Raw genomic sequence first — 21,174 nt, 5'->3', positions numbered from 1 at the left:
TAGCGAGGGGGAAATTTGATGCAACTGGATACTTTTTTACACCATCTCCATTTTTCTATTAATGAAATTATGTCGTCCGATAAAGAGATTGATTGGGAAGACGCACCACTTCCTTATAAATTATATCGAAATGTACCAGTCATCCCTCTCTCTTTAGAAATTCCTTTAACTTTGCGGAATTCTTCTACTAAACCTAACTTAGAGGAACTCGGTCATTATCTTTGGTACTCATTTGGTTTAACACAATTATGTCAGCCTACTACTAACCTAAAAAATAATAAAACAACGACTCTATTTCGAAGGTTCATCCCTTCTGGGGGTGCTTTATATCCAAATGAATTATATATGTATTTAAAAATTGATCATTATCCAGACGGCATTTACCATTACGACGCCGCGCATCACCGGCTTATCTTACTTCGCGAAGGAAATTTCGATTCTTATCTTACAGAAGCACTCGGCAATCGTTGCAACATACATTCTTGTTTTGGTGCTGCATTTGTATCCACTATGTTTTGGAAAAACTTCTTTAAATACAATAACTTTTCGTATCGTCTGCAAGGATTAGATAGTGGTGTTCTCATCGGTCAATTACTTGAATGCGCAAAACAATTCGGTTATACAAATGGTGTATATTTTCAGTTTCTAGACCGGGCAATGAATCATTTACTTGGACTGTCAGAAGGTGAAGAAAGTGTGTATGCTGTTATTCCTTTAAGTACAGAACCCACTGCAGATTGGTTTCACAATGATCATCGTGAAAATAAAACAGTTACTTCTTATAACTTACTGCAGCAAATCCCGCCGTTAGCCCATGAGCATTTCGTTCGTTCAAAACATGTAGATGACTATCCGATGATAAAAAAAATAAACGCGGCATCTATGATCGAATCCACCGAATACTTTCAAACGTTAACACATGCAGAACATTATCAATATAGTTCCCATACTGTGCAGCTACCGCAAGCAGAGCGTTTATCGTATGATTTCTTACAACTTTGTAAAAAACGATATTCACCTGATTCTGACTTCATTTTAACGAAATGGGATGCATACGAGCTCGCTACTCTACTACAAGAAGCGAGCCTCTCCTTCCCTTATTACAACGACCTTGATGGCAAATATTTAAATAAAAACGCACGAGTCTCACTATATGGATGTTTTTATAACGTAAAAGACATAGAAAACGGCGCTTACGCTTATAACAGTAGGACACATTCCATACAGCCATTTCGGCACGGAGACCTTCGTTATTCTCTGCAATCCAGTATGACGATGGATAACGTAAATCTTTTTCAAGTACCACTTTGCTTGCATGTAGTCGGAAATAAAGATTACTATACAAATACATTAGGCTATAGAGGATACCGCATTCACCAAATGGAAGCTGGTATACTCGTTCATAAACTCGTTTTTGCTGCGACAGCTATGGGGATGGCCGGTCATCCTTTACTTAGTTTTGATACAAATTCATGTGATCAATTGTACGGGATTGATGCAGGAAATGAAACTTCACTCATTCAAATTCCGGTTGGGGCGTATCGGGCACGAAATTGGCTAAAAGGGTCCTTGCATAATTAGAAGCACGCCGGTAGACGGCGTGCTTTTTTAAAGGAGTTACATTATTAAAGGCGAAATAAATATATATTCTTATATAAAAGGAGAACTGAAATTGGGTATTTTCCAACGATTAATCGAGCAAGCGAAAAATCCTCGTGGAACAATTGGTTCCTCTATGCTTTGCATTATGAATGCTGCACATACAAGACTAACAAATTGGGCTTTACAAAAAATACATATACGTGAAGATGCAGTTATATTAGATATCGGTTGCGGAGGTGGGAAAACAATACATAGCCTTTCAAGACTAACTCCCCACGGAAAAATATACGGCATTGACTATTCAGAACAGGCTGTTGAAAACTCAAAGAAAACCAATACGAAGGATGTAGAAACAGAAAAAGTAATCATTCATCAGGCAAGCGTTTCCTCTATTCCATACAATACGAACTTCTTCGATCTCATTACCGCCTTTCAAACCCATTACTTTTGGCCTAATGTTGAACGCGATATACAAGAAGTATTTCGCGTATTAAAACCGAACGGATCCTTTTTATTAGTGGCTGAAACTTTCAAAATTCAATATCATATGGAGAAATTTAAAACGACCGAAGAATTAGTAAACCTTTTTTATAAGACGGGATTTACAAGCGTGAAATGTTACGAAGAAAGAGGGTGCCTTTGCGTAATCGGAAATAAGTAAAAAGCAGACCTTTCAAGGTCTGCTTTTTTACTAGATTACTTTAAAGATACTCTTAATTTGTCTTGCAAATAACCAATTTTTCGTACCGTAGTTATCATTCAGACTATCTAAACTGATAGATTTCCCGTTAGCAAACTTTAATTCTAACGTTGTATTTTTATCATTTGTTTTCAAGCTGCTATTTGTAATATCATCGTACTTTAACTTTTCAATTTCAACATATTCTTCTTTCTCTTCTCCGATAACGACGTGATCTTGGAAGAAGAACAATACTTCTACTTTCTTACCGAAACAAAATACGTTTTTCGTATAAATTAATGTCGCGTTATCAAGTCCGACACATACTTCTTTCATCTCTTCAACAACGTTTCCTAAGTCTTCTTCGTTTCTTGCATTTGATTCAGCAATCCATTCTTCGATTGTATTCATGTTAATTGCCATACTGTGCCCCCTGGTTCGTTCATTGCTTTGTTAAAAAAATAAATACTATATGACAATATAAGCGATACGTACTATGTTTTCAAGGGTGAACGGTATATTCAAAATAAAGTGAAACTTTAATTATTCCCCTTTAACGAAAAAAATAGCACTTTAAAAAGTGCTATTCCACTCTCCTTGCTGCTTGTTGAATTGGATCCCAAACGCTGTTATATGGTGGTGCGTAACTTAAATCAACATCTTCTAAATCGTGAATGCTCATTTTATTGAAAAGCGCCATCGCGATAACATCAATTCGTTTATCTACGCCTTCTTCCCCAATTACTTGTCCGCCCAATAGTTGTTTCGTATCGGAACGATATAATAATTTTAAGTAAAGTGGCTTAGCACTTGGATAATAGCCTGCCATATTTGTTGAATCTACTTTGACCGTCTTATACGGGATGTTTAGCCCTTTCGCTTCTTTTTCATTTAAGCCCGTTCTTGCGAGCGTCAAATTCATAAATTTAATAATGCCTGTACCTAACGTACCTTTAAATGCTCTTCGTTTATCAACCATATTGAGTCCCGCAAGTCGCCCTTGTTTATTCGCAGTCGTTCCAAGCGGGATATGATCATGAATTTCCTTTATAACATGGTAATGTGTTGCACAATCGCCAGCCGCATATACGTCTTTCACATTCGTTTGCATATAAGCATTTACTTCAATTGCACCTTTATGATTTTTACGTATATTTGTCCCCTCAAGAAAATCAGTATTTGGCTGTACACCGACAGATACTAAAACGAGATCGGCCTTATACGTACCTTTATCTGTTTCAATTTTTTCTACTCTCTCTTTTCCTTTAAACGCTTTTACATTTTCATTTGTTAAAATTTCAATATTATGTTTGTCTGCTTCTTTATGTATATATTCCGCCATATCCGCATCATAAATCGTGCCAATATGGTCGTTTCGCTCAATCATTCTTACTTTCTTTCCAAGTTCTACAAATGTTTCTGCCATCTCTAGACCAATTGCACCGCCGCCAATAATCGTTACGTGCTCAACACTATTTGTTTGTAAAGTGTCTACTATACGCTCAGCATCCGGAATTGTTTTTAAAAGATGAACACCTTGTAAATCTTTACCTTCCCAATCCGGCATAACAGGACGTACACCCGTCGCGATTAATAATCGATCATATGGAAATTCAAAGACATCTTTCGTCTCTGTATGAGTTGCATACACAATTTTATTTTCAGTATCCACTTTCGTTACTTCATGACGCACTTTCGCATCAATGCCATATTTATCACGAAACGTTTTTACATCGCGTGCAATTAACTTTTCAGTAGAGGCGATAACACCACTAATCACATACGGTAATCCGCACTGAGCGTATGAATAGATTTCACCTTTTTCTAACGTTACAACATTTGCAGTTTCATCGTTTCTAACAATTTGCATTGCTGCGCTCATACCAGCTGCATCTCCGCCAATAATGACATAGTTCACTTTACCACTCCTTCTTTTTTACATACTCTTTACAATTTCCATATTATATAGAAATAACACCTACTTTCATTGTAAAGAAAGAGAATTTAATCTACAAATTTGGTGCACAAGACTATGTATAAATGGGTAATCGTCGTGCCTTATAAACAAGATGTTTAATATGCTATAACAGTAACTATTGAAAGTAGGTGAAACATACATGTGCGCCGGCCTTCTCGTCCAGCTCCCAGAGGAACCGATAGAACCGAGACCCGCCCTCCCGCTTGAACAAGAGTTTACCGTTAGTGTAACTTTATACAGTGCACGTGCTTGGTTATCTGATAATGACACTTTCTCACAAACTATTTGGAAATCGACTCGCTTCGCTTCTGCATCACACGCTCGCAAGGCCATCTTTCCAGTTGGTACTGTTAAAATTGTGAACTTTTCTGAGGATACAATAACGGTTACTATATCATCAGAATCAGATGATGCTCTCAAAATAGTCGTTCCCCCTCGTTCTGAAGCTGCTTTAACGTCTAGTTCTTTATCTGATGTGCAAGCTAGTACATCAGGAGGAGCAAGTAAAGTCACATTCCTCTTTCACATCTTTTTCTCAAGAGATCCTGGTCCAGCTAAATAATCATAAAAAGGGTACAGTTATGCACTGTACCTTTTTTCACACACTCTATTCTCTTGATTTGATCAGTTCAACATTATAAGATTCAATATTAGTTAACACTCCTGTAAAATACGGATTTTCTCTGTACCAAGACTGTTTTGAAAAATACGTTTGCATATCTTTCGTTTGAAAAATATGCCCATGCCTTGCGTATATTTCATTTCTAGCAATTTTCAATTGTTCTTTCGTTACATATCTTAAATCCGCACTTTGGACATACCTCGATCCATTCAACTACCTTTTCATTAGAAGCCCGTTAATCCTCCAGTAAAAGTTTGAATTATCGTATTAATGTAAGACCAAAATACAATAAACGTTGCAATTCCGATTAAAACACTTGCGATAATAAGTGTATAAACAAGATCTAATCCGCCGTTGTCTAGTTTTAATATAGCTACAATGATACTAATTCCCATATACGTTGTAGCCAGCCCTAATAATATTGGTAAAAAAAAGATCAATAGGAAACTAAATAGAAAAGAAAGAACTAGTATAGCAATAGCTGGCGTCGCTATCGTTCCCCATATACCGAATGCTTCAAGAAAAGAAAAAGATGATTTCATCATCTTACCACTTACAAAAATAATAAATCCGACAAATAAAGTTAAAATTAATAAAAAGAAAAAGACCATTACAGATTCTCCAAAGAATGTAGGAGTAGTTATATCTGGCACTAATGTCCTCGTAACAGTCGCCGCTGCGCTCATCATTCTATAAAAAATACATGCTCCTAAAAAACAAATAAGTACAAGGCTTGCAATTCCATTTCGTACTTCAATATTTCCACTTTTCATAATGGCCGATGGTGATTTAAAAGCATTTTTAAAGAACTGAAAATAGCCACTTGCAAATTGTTTCGCTTGTTCTACCGTTTCATTCGGACGACTTTCCTTTACTTGCACTGGGCGCGATAGTTGCCCTTCTTCCTGCCCACCACTTGCTACTACTTCTTCTGTTAACGAATGCCCACAATTCCCGCAAAACTTCGCTTCCGCTGCATTTCCTGTATTACACGCCGGACATTTCATTCTCTTATCCCTCCTTAAACATATACCTTATAGGGTGTTACAAATTCAATATATGACTTTGGACATAAAACATGACTACAAGAAAAAGAATATGAAATCCTTCTTTTAAACGAAACTATGTGTGCTAGTAATATAGAAAAATAATGTTATTATGAAACAAGGCAAATAAAGTGAAACTTTAAACAGATTGGATGAAGACAGTGGAATTTGTAAACTCGATTTTTCAAACACTCCTTACAAGTGTGATCCAATTATTTTCTTTAATTGGAATCATCATTGTAATTGGATTTATATTAGGTTATTTAGAATCTCTCACACGAACGTATTGGTCGAGAGCTTTTGGTAGGAAAGGCTTTCTTTTGACTGCATGGATCGGTGTTCCTATTCATGAACTTGGACATGCAATTATGTGTCTAGTATTTCGTCACAAAATTGTAGCAACGCAATTCTTCCCAACAGATACAAGCCAGGGTGCTTTAGGTTACGTACAACATCAATACAATCAAAAAAGCGTATATCAACGAATCGGTAATTTCTTTATCGGCATCGGTCCTATTATTTCTGGTATTACTGCCTTAATACTTTTAATGCGCTATTTCGTACCAGAGTCATATTATTTATTTAATACAACTCTCGAAACAACAATTGCATCGACTTCTATTAACTTAGACATGATCCAAAACATGTTTTTATCAACATTCTTTTTATTAAAAAGCTTGTTTACAATGAGCAATTTATTGACCCCTTCTTTTTGGTTATTTTTATTTATCGCTATTTGCATTTCCGCACATATCGCTTTAAGTAAACCAGACATAAAAGGATCAATAGACGGCGTTATCGTAATGTTTATCGTATTATTTTTATTCAATATAATAGCGGGGCTTTTTCAGTACGATAGTAACCAACTAATCGGCAAAGTTATGAAATATAATATGTATCTCATCGCGTTTTCTAGTGTGGCGCTGCTTTTCTCTTGTATTTCTACACTTGTGAGTTTTGGGTTTTATAAAATAAGAGGAGGGCGTTCTTTTTGAACACCCTCTTCTCATTAATTATTTCTCTTATAATCACAATTCTCAACCGGAACAAGAGCATGCCCTTCTTCATCGGTACACCATGACTGTGATTGGAATGCAAGAAAGATACCAACCCATTCTTCTTCCTTTTCAAAGTGAATGAGTAGTCCACCGTCTTGCCATATGCCGTCATCACCATGCCATTTCTCTACATTCCCTTGATTCATGTGAATATCGTGTATACCGTTTCCAGGTTCGAAATGAAAGTAAGAATCAGGTGTTTTTTCTTCTGGTCCCCATCTTTCACCGAACGCGTAAATAATCGCTCTTTCTTCTATTGCTCGCTTTATATACCGCTCAATTTTTTTCATTTAAATCATTATCAACGCCTGCTTTTTCAGCTGGCAAAGGAATCATTTGCTTTGAGTCAAATAAATTACCTCTTACATAATCTAAAGCTACTTTCGGCTCATTTTTTTTCATTTCCGTAAAGCCAAGCGGTAATGTCGGTAAAATATGAATCGCCTCTGACCGAATATTTTCACTCGCAAAATATAAAACTTCCGACGGATAGCTTTGCGATTTCACGTTAATTGCAATACGATAATTTACTTCTACTTCGCCTTATAAATGAAGTTGATAATGAGGTGTTTTCCGATACGATAAACTTAACTAAATCTATACAATTCAATCAAATTTACACAAGTTAGTGCTTCAAAGTGTTCTCGCAACCCCGAAGGGACGAGGGGTATAACACTCCACACGAGGCAGTATCGTTACCTCATATTATCAAGCATTTATTTTACCCATCTTGATAAATTTATCGAAGCATTTAAATCCCTATCGTGATGACTGTTGCATTGAACACAGTCCCATTCACGAATCTTTAAACTCCATTGTCCTTCTGATTGAACTGAATGGTCGTATTTAACTCCGCAACATGAGCAAATCTTGCTTGAAGCGAACCATTTATCAGCTTTTACATATTCAATGCCGTACTTCTCGCACTTATATGACAAACATTGAAAGAAGAAGTTTAATTTTTGAAATGAAAATGCTTTCGATAGTTTTTTGTTTTTTAACAGGTTTGAGATATGTAAGTCTTCCACAACAATCCTCATTGGTTTGGTTTTCACCAAGTTAGCTGTTGCTTGATGGATATGGTTATTTCGGATATTAGTAATTTTCCTAGATAACCGAAGGTGCTCAGTTTTGGCTTTTTCATATCCGGCTGATTGAATTTTTACACCTTTTTTAAATCTCCTAGACATATCTCTTTGTGCTGACTTTTTCCTTTTCAAAAGTTTTTTAACCTTAGTATCTTTGTTTATATTTCGTTCTTTCGTGCCATTAGAAGCTACAAACAGCTCTTTTAAACCAACATCCACACCAATCGACTCATTTGTTAGTTCTTGTGATTCAAAGTCTTCTTGGAACCCTACACTAATCCACCAGTGACGACCATCAAATGTAACTCTTGGATTTGATGGTTTTTTGTTTCTTGGTAGTTGTTGGCTTGTTTTCACTTCTCCAATAGACTGAATATCAACTACTTTCTTTCCTATAATCAGTCTTTCATAATTGGCATAAAATCCTTGAATTAAATCTTTTTTGGATTTATAAGAAGTGTGATAACCATTTTTGTACTTTTTGAACGAATTTTTTCTCGCCGTATCAAAATCTTTTGAAGCCTGTTTTGGAACTTGTGCATTGATGTCATTTAACCACTCATATCTCTTTCGCTTCTTGATCTTTGTAAATCGTTTCTGTAAATCTAACTGTGAAACAGATTTTCCAAATAGCTTATAGTATCTATCACTCATTTTTTTACAATAGTTATAAGCGAATCTTGAAGCTCCAGCATGATTTCTAAGCACTTTTTCTTGTTCAGGCGTTGGAATCAGTCTGACTTTCTTCGCCAATATCATCAGAAGTCAACTCCTTTACTGCGCGATTATTCGGGCACTCACCTTTTAGATAACGAAAGATTCGTTCTTCTGAATAGTAGCGAGTTCCACCAGCAGTCACCTTTTCAGGTACTAATTCACCACTTTTGTGCATTCTCCTAAGACTACTAGGATGCAAACCTGTTAATTCCGATACTTGACTAACTCGTAAAAATTTCATTATTATTCTCAGCTCATCGAATTTACCATAACACATAGGTTCGGTAGATTCATTGAGATTTGGTAGATTTAATTTAATTAAATCTATCTCGTTCAACTAAAGGTGCAATTCTTTAGCCAGTTCTCTTATAAACTCCTCATGTTTTCACATGAGCGCAGACTACATGTTTATCTCTTTAGAGATAGAGGATTTCCCCATCACCATAGGCTTGTGAGGTACTCTCGTCAGTTATACGAGATAGTCGTTGAACGTTCATCTTATCAATTTCAACTTATATGATCCGATGCGGAAGACCCATTGTTCTAGTGTTTGGGATTTAACCTTGCACCATCTGATTGATTTTTTCTGATTTCGCAGCATGCACGTTCACCATTTCTAGCCACGTTGTTGTTCAATCATCTTTAGAAATTGCCCGCAGTTAACCCGCCTGCTAGCCAACCACTTGACTAGCAGGGCCTACTGATATATTTAATTCACTTTAGTTATAATTGGTTAAATAAATCGTAACAATTAGTTACCCTTTTCCGATCTTAGATTGTATAACTGTACCTTTTAACACACCGTAGTTTTTTAAGGGCATACATTTCATCTCCTATTCATTTAGTAGAAGCTTTTCATACTTAAAACATTATCCAATAACAAAAAAAATCCTCCTATGTTAGGAGGATTTTTCATTTTATCAACATGTACCAAAAAATAACTTCCACTACTACAAGCAACACCGCACCCAAAATCATTAACGTCGTTTTCTTCAATAGTTCATTTTCACGATAAGGGATATTACATAAATAAGCACCAAGTGTAATCCGTGATGGGCAAGCAATTGTCGCTACTGATGATGCGGTGTTTTGAAGTGTTGTGACGTATTGCCACGGGAGTGCTACGTTTTGCGCTGTTTGCATTTGGAGTTTTATAAACATTGCATTTGATCCTGCGTTACTACCTGTTAAAAAGCCACCAATTCCGCCTATGAATGGAGCAACGAAAACGAAAAAGGTACCAAATGTTTCACCAGCTGTTTTTGCGAGTAATGAATGCATACCAGATGCCCCCATTAACTCTGAAATCGCAATGAACATTGTCGTTGTAATAGCGAATGGAATCCATTGTTTTATCGTTTGCGAGAGTGATTGTTTAATAATATTTGATGGAATGCGGAAGAAAATGATTGTAAATAAACAAGTCATGGCGAGCCAAAACCCTGGCGAATATAGTAGCTCTAGTTTGTAAGAATATGATTTTAAATCGAGAACTGCATATGACCTGAGCAGATCGTGTAATGCTGGAACGAGGCGAGAAAGTAAAATACAAACTGTTAAAAAGATATAAGGGCTAATAATTTTTATAATCGATACTTCTCTCTCCGTAGCCGCCGCATGCTCTGTTAAAAGGTTTTGCTCATCTTTTCCTTTTAATTTAATGATTAAAAAACCAAATGTAATGGTAACGATAGAACTTAATATCCCTGCTAGTTCAACACTTACGTATGCATTAGAAAGATAGATTCCTAGAGAAAATAGTAGAAAGAATCCTATCCCTTCCTTCCACTTTTCTATAACTGCCTGAAAGCCACCGACAACGTATAAAGAAAGGATGATAAAGTATGCGAAAATCGGGATGCTTAATAATGCTGTATTTGTGCCAAGAGTGGTGAGCGGCATGTTAATAAGCTGAGAACCGATAATCGTACCCGTTGCCATCGCGCCCCATGAACTTGCAAGTAAACCGATAAACGAAAGTAGCACAGCTTGAAACGGTTTATAACCAAGAGAAAGAAAAATAGGTGCTGCGACCATAAAACCAATTCCGAACCCACTCACTGATTCAATAAGTGGACAAATACCAAAACACATAAGAAGCATTTGCAATAATCGATCGCGCGTGACTTGTTCTAGAAATCTCGCTACTTGATCGATGTATCCCATTTTGTTCATGAGGTGAAATAAAAAAATACCGAAAAACAAAACATATCCGACAATAAAACAAATTAACCAACCTTTAATCGTTGCGTGCACAGTTTCACTTATCCCTAACTGAAATGTTGGCGAGAGTAAAACAATTCCAACAGAAACAGCATAAGAAATTAACGAGGATCTTAATGACGTTTGTTTAAACAAAAATAAACAAATAAAAATCATCATAATCGGGATAAATGCCAACAATATGGCCATGTTATCATCTCATTTCGTAAAAAGTATAATTCAAACTATTATATAACAGATATTATGACTTTCAATTGATTTCACAACAGATTCTTTCATTATTGTTAATGAAGTGAATAACCGAAAAAATGTTACACTTTAAGAAATATATTTTTTCGAGGTGTTATACATATGAATAAAAAACAATTTTGGCAATTTATTTCTGAAATGACTACAAAAGATGAAACGAGTGATTGGTTAGTTAAACAATTAGCTAAAAAGTCTACAAGCGAAATTATAGACTTTGAGATTCACCTCCATAACGCTTTAAAGCAATCTTATACGTCTAATCTGTGGGCTGGCGCTTATATTATTTTAGGTGGATGCTCTGATGATTCATTTGATTACTTTAGAGGTTGGCTTATTTCATGTGGACAAGAAACCTTTGAATCCGCAGTAGAACACCCTGAGTCTCTAGCAAACCTAATCCCGAAGTTTTATGAAGAAGATGAACTTATTCCAGAATTTGAAGAAATGCTATCTGTCGGACTTGAAGCCTTTTCCTTAAAAGAAACTGGTGATACAGAATGGGACGATAATGTGTGGAATAAATTTGATTCCCTATTAGATGAAAAGGGGCATGATTCATCTATGCCTGAACTGGAATTCGATTGGGAAGATGATGAAGATGAACTAGCGGAGCGCTTTCCAAAGTTATGGGAGCGTTTCGGCGAGAACCCATTAGGCTAAAATAATAAGAGGCCCTATTAATAACGGGCCTCTTATTTATCTTGAAACACCGTCTGCTGTCCCATCATTTTGTCTAACACAACAAACACAATATAAGCACATATTACTTGGAATACAATATTCCCAAGTTTCGTTAATTCAAATGAATGGATCCACCGCAATAACTCATTTAATAATACAATCGAAACGATACTAAATAGTTCTATACTAACCGAAAATATACATACTTCTAAAATAGATTGCTCTTGAATCCTGTTTAAGTTGGAAAAGATGAATAAATACCCTAGAAATAGAGCCATTAACTCTATTTTCGTCATGCTAATGAGCCAAGCGTATAGTGGTACGGTTAAAAGAAGATATAATAGTTTCCGCCTTAGCATGCCTTATCACCTCTGAATTATAAGTGTTTTCTGTATATTTTAACACTTTTTACATAAAACAAACAGAAGAGACTTATGCCTCTTCTGTTTGTTTTACTGCGTTTATTAACTCACATATTTCCTCTTGCTTTTCATTTTCTAACAGCTCAATAACTTTACTTCCAACGACAACACCGTCGCATATTGTAATCATTTCTTCTATTTGCTCCCGTGTTGAAATGCCAAATCCTGCGACTACTGGTAAGTGTACATGCGATTTTACTTTTTCTAAGTAACTATGAATCTCGCCTTTAAAGTTTTGGCGTACTCCCGTGACGCCTGCTACTGTAACTGCGTAGACAAACCCTTCTGATTCACTCGTAATTTTTTCAATTCTTTCAATAGGGCTCGTTACGGTAACGAGTGGAATTAGTGCAATGTTTGCCTCTCGAAGTAACGGAGCAATAATATGTTGTTCTTCATACGGTAAATCTGGAACGATAATACCGTCCACCCCTGCTTCAAGACAGCTCTCGATGAAACATTCCTTTCCAAATGCGAGTACTGGATTTACATATGTCATGAGTACAAATGGAATTTGAACTTCTTGCCTCACCTCTATTAATGCTTGAAAAATACCTTTTAATGTTACACCACTATCTAGCGCTCGTTTTCCTGCTCTTTGAATAGTTGGCCCGTCTGCGACTGGATCTGAAAACGGGATACCAATTTCAACGATGCTTGCTCCCGCTTCATCTAGAAAACGGATTCTTTCTTTTAACTTTTCAAGTCCACCATCTCCGCCCATTACGTACGGAATAAATGCTTTCTTACCATTTTCAAACGCTGCTTTAATTTTTTCTACTCCCATTTTTTACACCTCTTCCATATAACGTTTTATACTCTCTACATCTTTATCGCCACGGCCTGATAAGCAAATGACAAGCCCTTCGTCTTTCTTCATTTGCGGCGCTAATTTTAAAGCGTATGCGACAGCATGTGAGCTTTCTAATGCCGGGATAATCCCTTCTTTTTTCGTTAATAATTGAAACGCGTCTAACGCTTCTTCATCTGTAATCGAATGATAAGAAACGCGGCCAATATCTTTTAGCAAACTATGTTCTGGTCCAACACCTGGATAATCTAGTCCAGCTGAAATAGAGTGCGCTTCTTGAATTTGTCCTTCTTCATTTTGGAGAAGGTACATCATCGATCCGTGTAAAACACCGACGCTTCCTTTCGTTAAAGTCGCTGCATGCTTTTCTGTGTGAACACCTTTTCCAGCTGCTTCTACGCCGTAAAGGGCAACTTCTTCATCGTGTACGAACGGATAAAACATTCCCATTGCGTTACTACCACCACCGATACAAGCAACGACTGCTTCTGGTAATTTCCCTTCTAACGCTTCGTATTGTTTCTTCGTTTCTTTCCCAATTATACTTTGGAAATCACGGACAATTTGCGGGAATGGATGCGGCCCGAGAACAGATCCCATAATGTAGTGCGTATCATGCACATGTGAAACCCAGTAACGAAGCGCCTCGTTTACCGCATCTTTTAACGTGCCGCTACCTGCCGCTACGCTTTCTACTTTTGCTCCGAGTAATTCCATTCGGAACACGTTTAATTTTTGTCGTCTCACATCCTCTTCTCCCATGAAGATGACGCATTCTAATCCAAGAAGGGCACATACAGTAGCTGTTGCAACTCCGTGTTGTCCTGCTCCTGTTTCAGCGACAACTTTCTTCTTACCCATTCTTACCGCAAGAAGTGCCTGACCGATTGTATTGTTAATTTTATGAGCTCCTGTATGATTCAAATCTTCACGTTTTAAATAAATTTTTGCTCCGCCGCAATACTTCGTCATATTTTCAGCGAAATAAAGCGGTGTTTCTCTTCCAACATACGTTTGTAAATAATGATTTAATTCCTTTTGAAACGCTTCGTCTTGCATCGCTTCTTTATACGCTGCTTCTAGCTCTAGTACGGATTGCATTAACGTTTCTGGAACATATCGCCCCCCGTATATACCGTAGTGACCTTTTTCATCTGGGTATGCATAATTCATTTGGAACACTCCTTCGCTTTTATAATAAATTGTTTTATTTTCTCTACATCTTTCTTTCCTTCTGTCTCTACCCCGCTACTCACATCGACCATATATGGCTGAACGGTTCGAATTGCTTCTTCTATATTAAGGATGTTTAATCCGCCAGCTAATATCGTTTTCTCTCGCAACTCATTTGGCATATGTGCGAGTAACTCCCATGAGAATGTCTTTCCATTTCCTCCGTGGAACTTTTCTTTCGGGCTATCAAATAACATGTAATCTGTTTCGTATCTTTTCGCATGTTCAATATCTTTCTCTAAAGCTACTCCTACCGCTTTTATAGACGTAATATTCAATCTTCTAATGTGATGATTTTCCTCGTCCCCATGCAATTGCACATGCGTTAACCCGCACTCCTCTGCAATTTTCTGGATCACTTCTACTGATTCATTTACGAAAACACCGACCTTGAAAACGTGGGCTGGAATTTCCCCAATAATTTCTTTCGCTTGCCCTGGAGTAATTTTTCGTTTACTTTCTGCAAAAACAAATCCGATTGCATCTGCTCCGTATTCGCAAGCACGTTTCGCTGTTTCAACATCAGTAATACCGCAAATTTTCACTTTCATATTTTCACCTTACATTCATCGAAAAAGCTACTAATAGAAGATGTTGTCATAAGTGCTTCACCAACTAATACACCTTTTGCTCCAGCTCGTTTGACGCGAATAATATCTTCTTTTGAATGAATACCACTTTCACTAATCCAAAGTAGATTTTCCTCATTCAATCGTTTTCCAAGCTTTTCAGTTTGGCTTAAGTCTACTTCAAATGTTTTTAAATTACGGTTATTAATTCCGATAACGTGCGGATTTAATTCGATTGCAATTTCTAATTCCTGTTCATCATGAACTTCAACAATCGCTTCTAATCCCATTTTTAGTACGTAGTTATAAAGCTCTTTTAATTTCTCTTTTGACAATGCTGCAACGATTAATAAAATAAGATCTGCACCAGCTTCATACGCCCTATCAATTTGAATCTTATCAATTATAAAATCTTTGCATAAAAGCGGAATGTTACTTTCTGCTCTTGCCGTTTGTAAATCATGAAACGATCCTTTAAAAAATTGACCGTCTGTTAAAATCGAAACTGCTCCAGCACCGCATTCTTCATATGTTTTTACTTGTTTTGGTACATCAACGTGTAAGTTTATATCGCCTTTTGATGGAGACGCTCGCTTTACCTCGGCGATTACAGTAAACTGCTCTAAAGCTTTTACAAGTGAGTTTGTTTTCCTTTTTTCTTTCACTGGTGAATATGTTTCATATAACTCCGCAACTTCTACTTTCTTCTGCTCTACAATTTTGTCTAAAATCGTCCCCACTTTAATTCACCCTTTCTAACTTTTCATGACTTGCTGTAATTAATAAGTTTAATTTTTCTAATGCTTTTCCGGAGTCAATGCTATGCGTTGCTAGTTTAATTCCTTCTTCAATCGTTTCCGCTTTTCCGTTTGCGAAAAGAGCAAGCCCTGCATTTAATAAAACTGTATCGCGGTATACACCCTTTTCTCCGTTTAATATTCCAAGCGTAATCTTTGCGTTTTCTTTTGAATTCCCGCCTCGAATCTCTTCATTTTTCACTCTTGAAAAACCATACTTTTCCGGATCAATACTCATTTCTACTATTTCATTATCTTTTACAAGGGCTACGTGATTTTCTCCTTGTAATGAAGCTTCATCTAAAAAGCCACTTCCATTTACGACAAGCGCTTGTTTCCGGCCTAGCTTTTGTAATACTTGTGCAACTGGTAATAACATATCTCGTTTATAAATACCGACAAATTGTGTTTCTAGGTTAACAGGGTTTGTTAATGGACCAATTAAATTAAAAATCGTCGGCACATTTAATTCTTTCCTTATTTTCATAATGCGTCTTAATGCTGGATGCATCGCTGGTGCGAATAAGAAGGCAATCCCTACATTTTCTAATAAGTAGTCAATCTCACCTGGCGTACAACTAATGTTTACACCGAGTTCTTCTAATAAATCAGCACTTCCTGTTTTACTAGAAACAGCGCGGTTTCCATGTTTCGCAACCTTTACACCAGCTCCGGCAAGTACAAATGCCGATGTTGTACTAATATTGAATGTTTGCGCACCGTCACCACCCGTTCCGCAATTATCCATAGCGCCTTTTATATGATTTGAAAACGGTAATGCCTTTTCGCGAAGAGCACGAACGAGACCGTATATTTCTTCCGCTGTTTCGCCTTTCGCTTTCAGCAATACTAAGAAAGCTGCAACTTCACTTTCCAATATGTTGTCACTTAATAACAGGAGCCCTGCTTCATACATTTCTTCTTCTGTTAAATGTTGCCCCTCTACTAATTTTCGAAGATAACTGTTCATACTCTCTCCTCCTCTTTCACTTCTGCTAAAAAGGCACGTATTAATTTTCCGCCTTCTTCTGTTGCAATTGATTCTGGGTGAAACTGTAATCCGAAGAGCGGATAATAGTTGTGACGAACTGCCATGATTTCTCCGTCATCCATCGCTGTCGCGAGTATGTCAAAACACTGCGGCAAACTATTTTGCGCTGCGACGAGTGAATGGTAACGCATCGCTGTTAGCGGCTGCGTAACGTACGAAAAGATTGACGTTCCGTTATGTTTCACACGCGATGTTTTTCCGTGTTTAATGCGCTCTGCTCTAACAATTTCTCCTCCAAATGCGGATATGATTGCTTGATGGCCAAGGCAAATTCCAAAGATGGGAACGTTCTTATAAAAATTACGAATAACCTCGATACAAATTCCAGCATCTTCTGGTTTTCCAGGTCCTGGTGATAGTACAATTCCTTTCGGCTTCATCTTCTCTAATTGTTCAATTGTTATTTGATCATTTCTTACGACAACAATTTCTTCCTCGTACTCGCCTAACAGTTGATACAAGTTATATGTGAATGAATCATAATTATCGATAAGTACAATCATTTCATAACCTCCAAAAGCGCTCTCGCTTTATTTAACGTTTCTTCATATTCAGCTACAGGGTCTGAATCGTAGACGATACCCGCTCCTGCCTGGACGTACGCTTTCTCATCTTTCACAACCATCGTTCGAATCGCTAGCGCCATATCAAGATTTCCTGAAAAACTAATATATCCAACTGCTCCGGCATATACATTTCTTTTCTCATGCTCTAACGTATTAATAATTTCCATCGCCCTTATTTTCGGAGCACCAGATACTGTGCCGGCTGGTAAACAATACGCTAATGCATCAAATCCACTCATTTGTTTTCGTAATATTCCGTAAACTTCAGATACAATGTGCATAACATGAGAGTATTTCTCTACTTTCATATATTTATCTATCGTCACAGAGCCAATTTCACTTACTCTGCCAATATCATTTCGGCCTAAGTCCACAAGCATCATATGCTCCGCCCGCTCTTTCTCATTTCCTAACAGTTCTTTTTCGATTTCCTCATCTTCCTGCTTCGTTTTCCCTCTCGGCCTCGTACCAGCAATTGGATTTGTCATTACCTTATCGTCTCTTACTGATAGTAAACTTTCTGGTGAAGAACCAAGGACAACATAATCTTGAAAATCGATATAGAACATATATGGTGACGGATTTGCAATTCGAAGTCTTCGGTATAAAGCGAAAGGATCACCTTTACATTCACTTTGCAAACGCTGAGATAATACGACTTGGAATATGTCTCCGGCCCGAATGTATTCTTTCGCCGTTTCTACCATTTCACAAAATTCTTTTTCAGTTACTGAAGAAGTAAATGATAAAGAGGATATTACTTCACTCACCTTTTCTTCTTCTCCCCTTAGCACTTCCTCTTTGTATGCTTGCAACCTTTCGTATACTTCTTCATAAGAAGTCGAATCGTCCTCCCTGCATACATATACAACTGATAATTTTTGGCGTAAATGATCATACACGATAAACTCACGATATAATAAAAGATGTACTTCTGGAATATTTAATGGATCGTGTAAATCTTCTCCAATGTTTTCATACTGCCGAATGACGTCATAGCCAATATATCCAACTGCTCCTCCGCAAAATGGAAATGGACTGTCTACTTGTGCTGATGCGATCACGTCTTCTAATACTCGCAGTACGTTACCTTGCAACTTTTCTGTTTGCCCATATATCGTTCGTTCCACTTCCGTACCTACGCTTTTCACTTCACCATACGGATCACATCCCAAGTAAGAATAACGTCCTTTATCTTGATGAAGCTGTGAGCTTTCTAATAAAAACTTTTTCTTTCCTTTCATACGTCTATATAAAGAAATTGGCGTAATGCTATCTCCCTCTTCTTCAGCGATTATTAAAAATGTTTTACCTTGTTCTTTTTGCTTCATAAATTCCTCTTTTGTCATCATGCCTTTCACCTCACTCTGAAAAATAAAAAAGTCCCCTACATATCGAAATATGTAGAGGACGATAAATTTACCGTGGTACCACCTCAGGTTGGATGCAAAAGCATCCCGCTTTATTCAGGTACAAAATATATACCTTATCCTTGTAACGGCGGAACCCGGGTTGCCTACTGAAAATAATTGTTCAGCATACCTCTCGTAAGCCCATTCCGTATATCGTACCGCACCGGGCTCCCACCTATTCCCGGCTCTCTGTAACGTCTCCAATATACGTACTCTTCTTACTTAAACGATTTAATTTATTTAATTTTTTATACACAAAAAGGGAGTACTCATCCTATAGAAAGGACGGGTACTCCCGTGGTGCCACCTTAATTCGTTACGAATGTAACGCACTTTACCGTATCAAAAACAATACGTGTCTCTTGTATCGATGAGATCATGTCGCCAAAGCCTACTTCTTTCGTTTCGGTTTGGAAGCTCCGAAGCCCATTCCACATCAATTCCATACTGATTCGCACCAACCATCAGCTCTCTGACATGTTCATCATGTGTACTCTTCTTCATCAACGCTTGCATTTTTTTAAGTTGCACTCATTATATTCCTCGTATTTCTAATAAGTCAATACTTTTTCTGAAAAAAATATTTTTTCTTCGTTCGATATTATATTGACAAAACAACCTATTTTTATGTAAATATAATAAATACTCTATTAAAATTAAGGTTTTTTGTCAGAAAATCATATATTACAAAAGAAAAACATTGTCAAAAAACGCTTACATTTCAGAAAATTCGTATTTCCGAATGGATTTTTCAGAATAATCATGATAGATTATAAATATGCATAACGCATCAAAAGACATGACAAAAGGAAGGGGAACTACATGAGTACGCAGATGTTAACTTTAACTTCTATCTCTATTTACATGCTCGGGATGTTAGTAATTGGCTATTTCGCCTATAAACGAACGTCCAACTTAACAGATTATATGCTTGGCGGGCGTACACTAGGCCCCGCAGTAACAGCATTAAGTGCTGGAGCATCCGATATGAGTGGTTGGCTTTTAATGGGATTACCCGGTGCAATGTTTAGCGTTGGATTAAGTAGTAGTTGGATTGCATTCGGCCTAACACTAGGCGCATACGCAAACTGGCTTTATGTCGCTCCTCGCTTACGTACCTACTCAGAAATTGCAAACAACTCTATTACTATCCCAGAATTTTTGGAACACCGTTTCCATGACAAATCTCATATGCTACGCTTAGTATCCGGACTTGTTATTATGATTTTCTTTACTTTCTATGTAGCTTCAGGACTAGTTTCAGGCGCTGTATTATTTGAAAATTCATTTGGTATGAACTATCATGTTGGATTATTCATTGTCGCAGCAGTTGTCGTGGCTTACACACTATTTGGTGGTTTCTTAGCGGTAAGTTGGACAGACTTCGTGCAAGGAATCATTATGGTAATTGCTCTTATTCTTGTTCCTATCGTAACAATTATGAATTCGAACGGACTTGGACCTGCGTTTGACACAATTCGATCTGTAGATCCAACACGTTTAGATATTTTTAAAGGTGCCTCTACTTTAGGAATGATTTCTTTATTCGCATGGGGCCTTGGTTATGTTGGACAACCTCATATTATCGTACGCTTTATGGCGATTTCTTCTGTAAAAGAAATTAAAACTGCGCGCCGAATAGGTATGAGCTGGATGATTTTCTCTGTTGTCGGAGCTATGTTTACTGGTCTTATCGGTATTGCTTACTATTCACAACAAGGATTAAAACTATCTAACCCAGAGACAATTTTCCTTGAGCTTGGAAAAATTTTATTCCATCCACTTATTACTGGATTTTTATTAGCAGCGATTTTAGCAGCGATTATGAGTACAATCTCTTCTCAGCTTCTCGTTACTTCAAGTGCCATAACTGAAGATTTATATCGTACATTCTTTAAACGTTCTGCTTCTGATAAAGAACTTGTTTTTGTCGGTCGTATGGCTGTACTTGTTATCGCATTAGTTGGGTGCGCATTAGCGTTTAAACAAAATGATACGATTTTAGCTCTTGTTGGATATGCTTGGGCTGGATTTGGTTCCTCATTCGGACCTGCTATTTTATTAAGCTTATATTGGAAACGTATGACGAAATGGGGCGCGCTTGCTGGTATGATCTCTGGTGCCGCTACAGTAATTATTTGGACTCAATTCCAATTCTTAAAAGATTTCTTATATGAAATGATTCCTGGTTTCGCTATTAGTTTAATTGTAATCGTAATTGTTAGTTTACTAACAAAACCTTCAAAAGAAGTTGAAGAGCAATTTGAGAATTTTGAAAAACAACATATTCATAATCTATAAAAAGAAAGCTCTGCTGTTACGATAACAGCAGAGCTTTCTTTTAACCGCAGTTCGACAATATTCTTCTCA

Annotated in this window: 19 protein-coding genes, 3 pseudogenes and 2 other annotated features; of the genes and pseudogenes, 6 read left to right on the top strand and 16 right to left on the bottom strand. The window is 37.1% G+C overall.

Annotated features, from left to right (window positions below; translation table 11 throughout):
- Window positions 1-18: 18 nt before the first annotated feature.
- Both FT637_RS07165 and FT637_RS07160 read left to right on the top strand, forming a co-directional pair.
- Window positions 19-1,581, top strand: a complete 1,563-nt coding sequence (locus FT637_RS07165) for a SagB family peptide dehydrogenase (protein ID WP_193645714.1) — start codon at window positions 19-21, stop codon at window positions 1,579-1,581.
- Between the two features lie 91 nt (window positions 1,582-1,672).
- Window positions 1,673-2,263 carry a class I SAM-dependent methyltransferase gene (locus FT637_RS07160; protein ID WP_193645713.1) on the top strand — a complete coding sequence of 197 codons (591 nt, stop codon included), beginning with the start codon at window positions 1,673-1,675 and terminating at the stop codon, window positions 2,261-2,263.
- 30 nt (window positions 2,264-2,293) lie between these two features.
- Here the strand turns inward: FT637_RS07160 and FT637_RS07155 are convergent, their stop codons facing one another.
- Window positions 2,294-2,704, bottom strand: a complete 411-nt coding sequence (locus FT637_RS07155; RefSeq protein ID WP_193645712.1) for a DUF3908 family protein — start codon at window positions 2,702-2,704, stop codon at window positions 2,294-2,296.
- 160 nt (window positions 2,705-2,864) lie between these two features.
- Window positions 2,865-4,199 carry an FAD-dependent oxidoreductase gene (locus tag FT637_RS07150; RefSeq protein WP_193645711.1) on the bottom strand — a complete coding sequence of 445 codons (1,335 nt, stop codon included), beginning with the start codon at window positions 4,197-4,199 and terminating at the stop codon, window positions 2,865-2,867.
- A 199-nt stretch (window positions 4,200-4,398) separates the two neighbouring features.
- On the opposite strand from FT637_RS07150, the gene FT637_RS07145 reads away from it, so the two are divergent.
- Window positions 4,399-4,821, top strand: coding sequence for a hypothetical protein (locus FT637_RS07145; protein ID WP_193646234.1), 423 nt, complete (start codon window positions 4,399-4,401; stop codon window positions 4,819-4,821).
- Between the two features lie 45 nt (window positions 4,822-4,866).
- Here FT637_RS07145 and FT637_RS07140 read toward each other — a convergent pair.
- Both FT637_RS07140 and FT637_RS07135 read right to left on the bottom strand, forming a co-directional pair.
- Window positions 4,867-5,082: pseudogene (locus FT637_RS07140) on the bottom strand (YARHG domain-containing protein); the annotation flags it as partial.
- Window positions 5,083-5,105: 23 nt separating this feature from the next.
- Window positions 5,106-5,888, bottom strand: coding sequence for a zinc ribbon domain-containing protein (locus tag FT637_RS07135; protein WP_193645710.1), 783 nt, complete (start codon window positions 5,886-5,888; stop codon window positions 5,106-5,108).
- 200 nt (window positions 5,889-6,088) lie between these two features.
- Here FT637_RS07135 and FT637_RS07130 point away from each other — a divergent pair, with 200 nt between their 5' ends.
- The gene (locus FT637_RS07130; protein WP_193646233.1) at window positions 6,089-6,922 is read left to right on the top strand and encodes a hypothetical protein; all 834 of its coding nucleotides are present in this window, start codon (window positions 6,089-6,091) and stop codon (window positions 6,920-6,922) included.
- Between the two features lie 14 nt (window positions 6,923-6,936).
- Here FT637_RS07130 and FT637_RS07125 read toward each other — a convergent pair.
- The 4 genes and pseudogenes from FT637_RS07125 to FT637_RS07105 form a co-directional block, all read right to left on the bottom strand.
- Window positions 6,937-7,558 (bottom strand): annotated as a pseudogene (locus FT637_RS07125) (DUF2278 family protein); the annotation flags it as partial.
- Between the two features lie 143 nt (window positions 7,559-7,701).
- A complete protein-coding gene (locus FT637_RS07120; protein ID WP_193645709.1) occupies window positions 7,702-8,832 on the bottom strand; it encodes an RNA-guided endonuclease InsQ/TnpB family protein in 1,131 nt (376 codons plus the stop codon).
- 45 nt (window positions 8,833-8,877) lie between these two features.
- Window positions 8,878-9,031 (bottom strand): annotated as a pseudogene (locus FT637_RS30440) (hypothetical protein).
- A 671-nt stretch (window positions 9,032-9,702) separates the two neighbouring features.
- Window positions 9,703-11,202, bottom strand: coding sequence for an L-lactate permease (locus FT637_RS07105; RefSeq protein WP_193645707.1), 1,500 nt, complete (start codon window positions 11,200-11,202; stop codon window positions 9,703-9,705).
- Window positions 11,203-11,364: 162 nt separating this feature from the next.
- Between FT637_RS07105 and FT637_RS07100 the strand changes: the two genes are divergently transcribed.
- Window positions 11,365-11,922 (top strand): DUF4240 domain-containing protein, encoded by a 558-nt coding sequence (locus FT637_RS07100; protein WP_193645706.1) that lies wholly within the window; start codon window positions 11,365-11,367, stop codon window positions 11,920-11,922.
- A 32-nt stretch (window positions 11,923-11,954) separates the two neighbouring features.
- Here the strand turns inward: FT637_RS07100 and FT637_RS07095 are convergent, their stop codons facing one another.
- From FT637_RS07095 to trpE, 8 genes are all read right to left on the bottom strand, one after another.
- Window positions 11,955-12,302 carry a DUF4029 domain-containing protein gene (locus tag FT637_RS07095; RefSeq protein ID WP_193645705.1) on the bottom strand — a complete coding sequence of 116 codons (348 nt, stop codon included), beginning with the start codon at window positions 12,300-12,302 and terminating at the stop codon, window positions 11,955-11,957.
- A 73-nt stretch (window positions 12,303-12,375) separates the two neighbouring features.
- Window positions 12,376-13,152 (bottom strand): tryptophan synthase subunit alpha, encoded by a 777-nt coding sequence (gene trpA / locus FT637_RS07090; protein WP_193645704.1) that lies wholly within the window; start codon window positions 13,150-13,152, stop codon window positions 12,376-12,378.
- A gap of 3 nt (window positions 13,153-13,155) precedes the next feature.
- Complete coding sequence (gene trpB, locus FT637_RS07085; protein WP_193645703.1) at window positions 13,156-14,349, bottom strand: tryptophan synthase subunit beta; 1,194 nt, start codon at window positions 14,347-14,349, stop codon at window positions 13,156-13,158.
- A complete protein-coding gene (locus FT637_RS07080) occupies window positions 14,346-14,960 on the bottom strand; it encodes a phosphoribosylanthranilate isomerase (protein ID WP_193645702.1) in 615 nt (204 codons plus the stop codon). The genes trpB and FT637_RS07080 overlap by 4 nt, the downstream gene beginning before the upstream one ends.
- Complete coding sequence (gene trpC / locus FT637_RS07075; RefSeq protein ID WP_193645701.1) at window positions 14,957-15,718, bottom strand: indole-3-glycerol phosphate synthase TrpC; 762 nt, start codon at window positions 15,716-15,718, stop codon at window positions 14,957-14,959. Before trpC ends, FT637_RS07080 begins: the two co-directional genes overlap by 4 nt.
- A gap of 1 nt (window position 15,719) precedes the next feature.
- The gene (gene trpD, locus FT637_RS07070) at window positions 15,720-16,745 is read right to left on the bottom strand and encodes an anthranilate phosphoribosyltransferase (RefSeq protein ID WP_193645700.1); all 1,026 of its coding nucleotides are present in this window, start codon (window positions 16,743-16,745) and stop codon (window positions 15,720-15,722) included.
- Entirely contained in the window at window positions 16,742-17,329 is a 588-nt protein-coding gene (locus FT637_RS07065) for an anthranilate synthase component II (RefSeq protein ID WP_193645699.1), read from the bottom strand. The genes trpD and FT637_RS07065 overlap by 4 nt, the downstream gene beginning before the upstream one ends.
- Window positions 17,326-18,744, bottom strand: coding sequence for an anthranilate synthase component I (gene trpE / locus FT637_RS07060; RefSeq protein ID WP_193645698.1), 1,419 nt, complete (start codon window positions 18,742-18,744; stop codon window positions 17,326-17,328). Before trpE ends, FT637_RS07065 begins: the two co-directional genes overlap by 4 nt.
- Window positions 18,745-18,795: 51 nt before the next feature.
- Window positions 18,796-19,040: a binding site (T-box leader), on the bottom strand.
- Between the two features lie 42 nt (window positions 19,041-19,082).
- Window positions 19,083-19,320 (bottom strand) — a binding site (T-box leader).
- Between the two features lie 306 nt (window positions 19,321-19,626).
- On the opposite strand from trpE, the gene putP reads away from it, so the two are divergent.
- Entirely contained in the window at window positions 19,627-21,105 is a 1,479-nt protein-coding gene (putP, locus tag FT637_RS07055; protein ID WP_193645697.1) for a sodium/proline symporter PutP, read from the top strand.
- Window positions 21,106-21,174: the final 69 nt, after the last annotated feature.

The sequence above is a fragment of the Bacillus cereus genome, assembly GCF_015071065.1.
GTDB lineage: Bacteria > Bacillota > Bacilli > Bacillales > Bacillaceae_G > Bacillus_A > Bacillus_A cereus_BA.
Note: the sequence above shows the minus strand (reverse complement) of the source record. Positions and strands in the feature narration are given on the sequence as shown.

What these genes read in the sequence shown, in the direction of transcription:
- FT637_RS07165 (WP_193645714.1), top strand. Translation starts at nt 19, where the DNA reads ATGCAACTGGATACTTTTTTACACCATCTCCATTTTTCTATTAATGAA.
- FT637_RS07155 (WP_193645712.1), bottom strand. Translation starts at nt 2,704, where the DNA reads ATGGCAATTAACATGAATACAATCGAAGAATGGATTGCTGAATCAAAT.
- FT637_RS07145 (WP_193646234.1), top strand. Translation starts at nt 4,399, where the DNA reads ATGTGCGCCGGCCTTCTCGTCCAGCTCCCAGAGGAACCGATAGAACCG.
- FT637_RS07135 (WP_193645710.1), bottom strand. Translation starts at nt 5,888, where the DNA reads ATGAAATGTCCGGCGTGTAATACAGGAAATGCAGCGGAAGCGAAGTTT.
- FT637_RS07120 (WP_193645709.1), bottom strand. Translation starts at nt 8,832, where the DNA reads ATGATATTGGCGAAGAAAGTCAGACTGATTCCAACGCCTGAACAAGAA.
- FT637_RS07105 (WP_193645707.1), bottom strand. Translation starts at nt 11,202, where the DNA reads ATGGCCATATTGTTGGCATTTATCCCGATTATGATGATTTTTATTTGT.
- FT637_RS07100 (WP_193645706.1), top strand. Translation starts at nt 11,365, where the DNA reads ATGAATAAAAAACAATTTTGGCAATTTATTTCTGAAATGACTACAAAA.
- FT637_RS07095 (WP_193645705.1), bottom strand. Translation starts at nt 12,302, where the DNA reads ATGCTAAGGCGGAAACTATTATATCTTCTTTTAACCGTACCACTATAC.
- trpA (WP_193645704.1), bottom strand. Translation starts at nt 13,152, where the DNA reads ATGGGAGTAGAAAAAATTAAAGCAGCGTTTGAAAATGGTAAGAAAGCA.
- trpB (WP_193645703.1), bottom strand. Translation starts at nt 14,349, where the DNA reads ATGAATTATGCATACCCAGATGAAAAAGGTCACTACGGTATATACGGG.
- FT637_RS07080 (WP_193645702.1), bottom strand. Translation starts at nt 14,960, where the DNA reads ATGAAAGTGAAAATTTGCGGTATTACTGATGTTGAAACAGCGAAACGT.
- trpD (WP_193645700.1), bottom strand. Translation starts at nt 16,745, where the DNA reads ATGAACAGTTATCTTCGAAAATTAGTAGAGGGGCAACATTTAACAGAA.
- FT637_RS07065 (WP_193645699.1), bottom strand. Translation starts at nt 17,329, where the DNA reads ATGATTGTACTTATCGATAATTATGATTCATTCACATATAACTTGTAT.
- trpE (WP_193645698.1), bottom strand. Translation starts at nt 18,744, where the DNA reads ATGATGACAAAAGAGGAATTTATGAAGCAAAAAGAACAAGGTAAAACA.
- putP (WP_193645697.1), top strand. Translation starts at nt 19,627, where the DNA reads ATGAGTACGCAGATGTTAACTTTAACTTCTATCTCTATTTACATGCTC.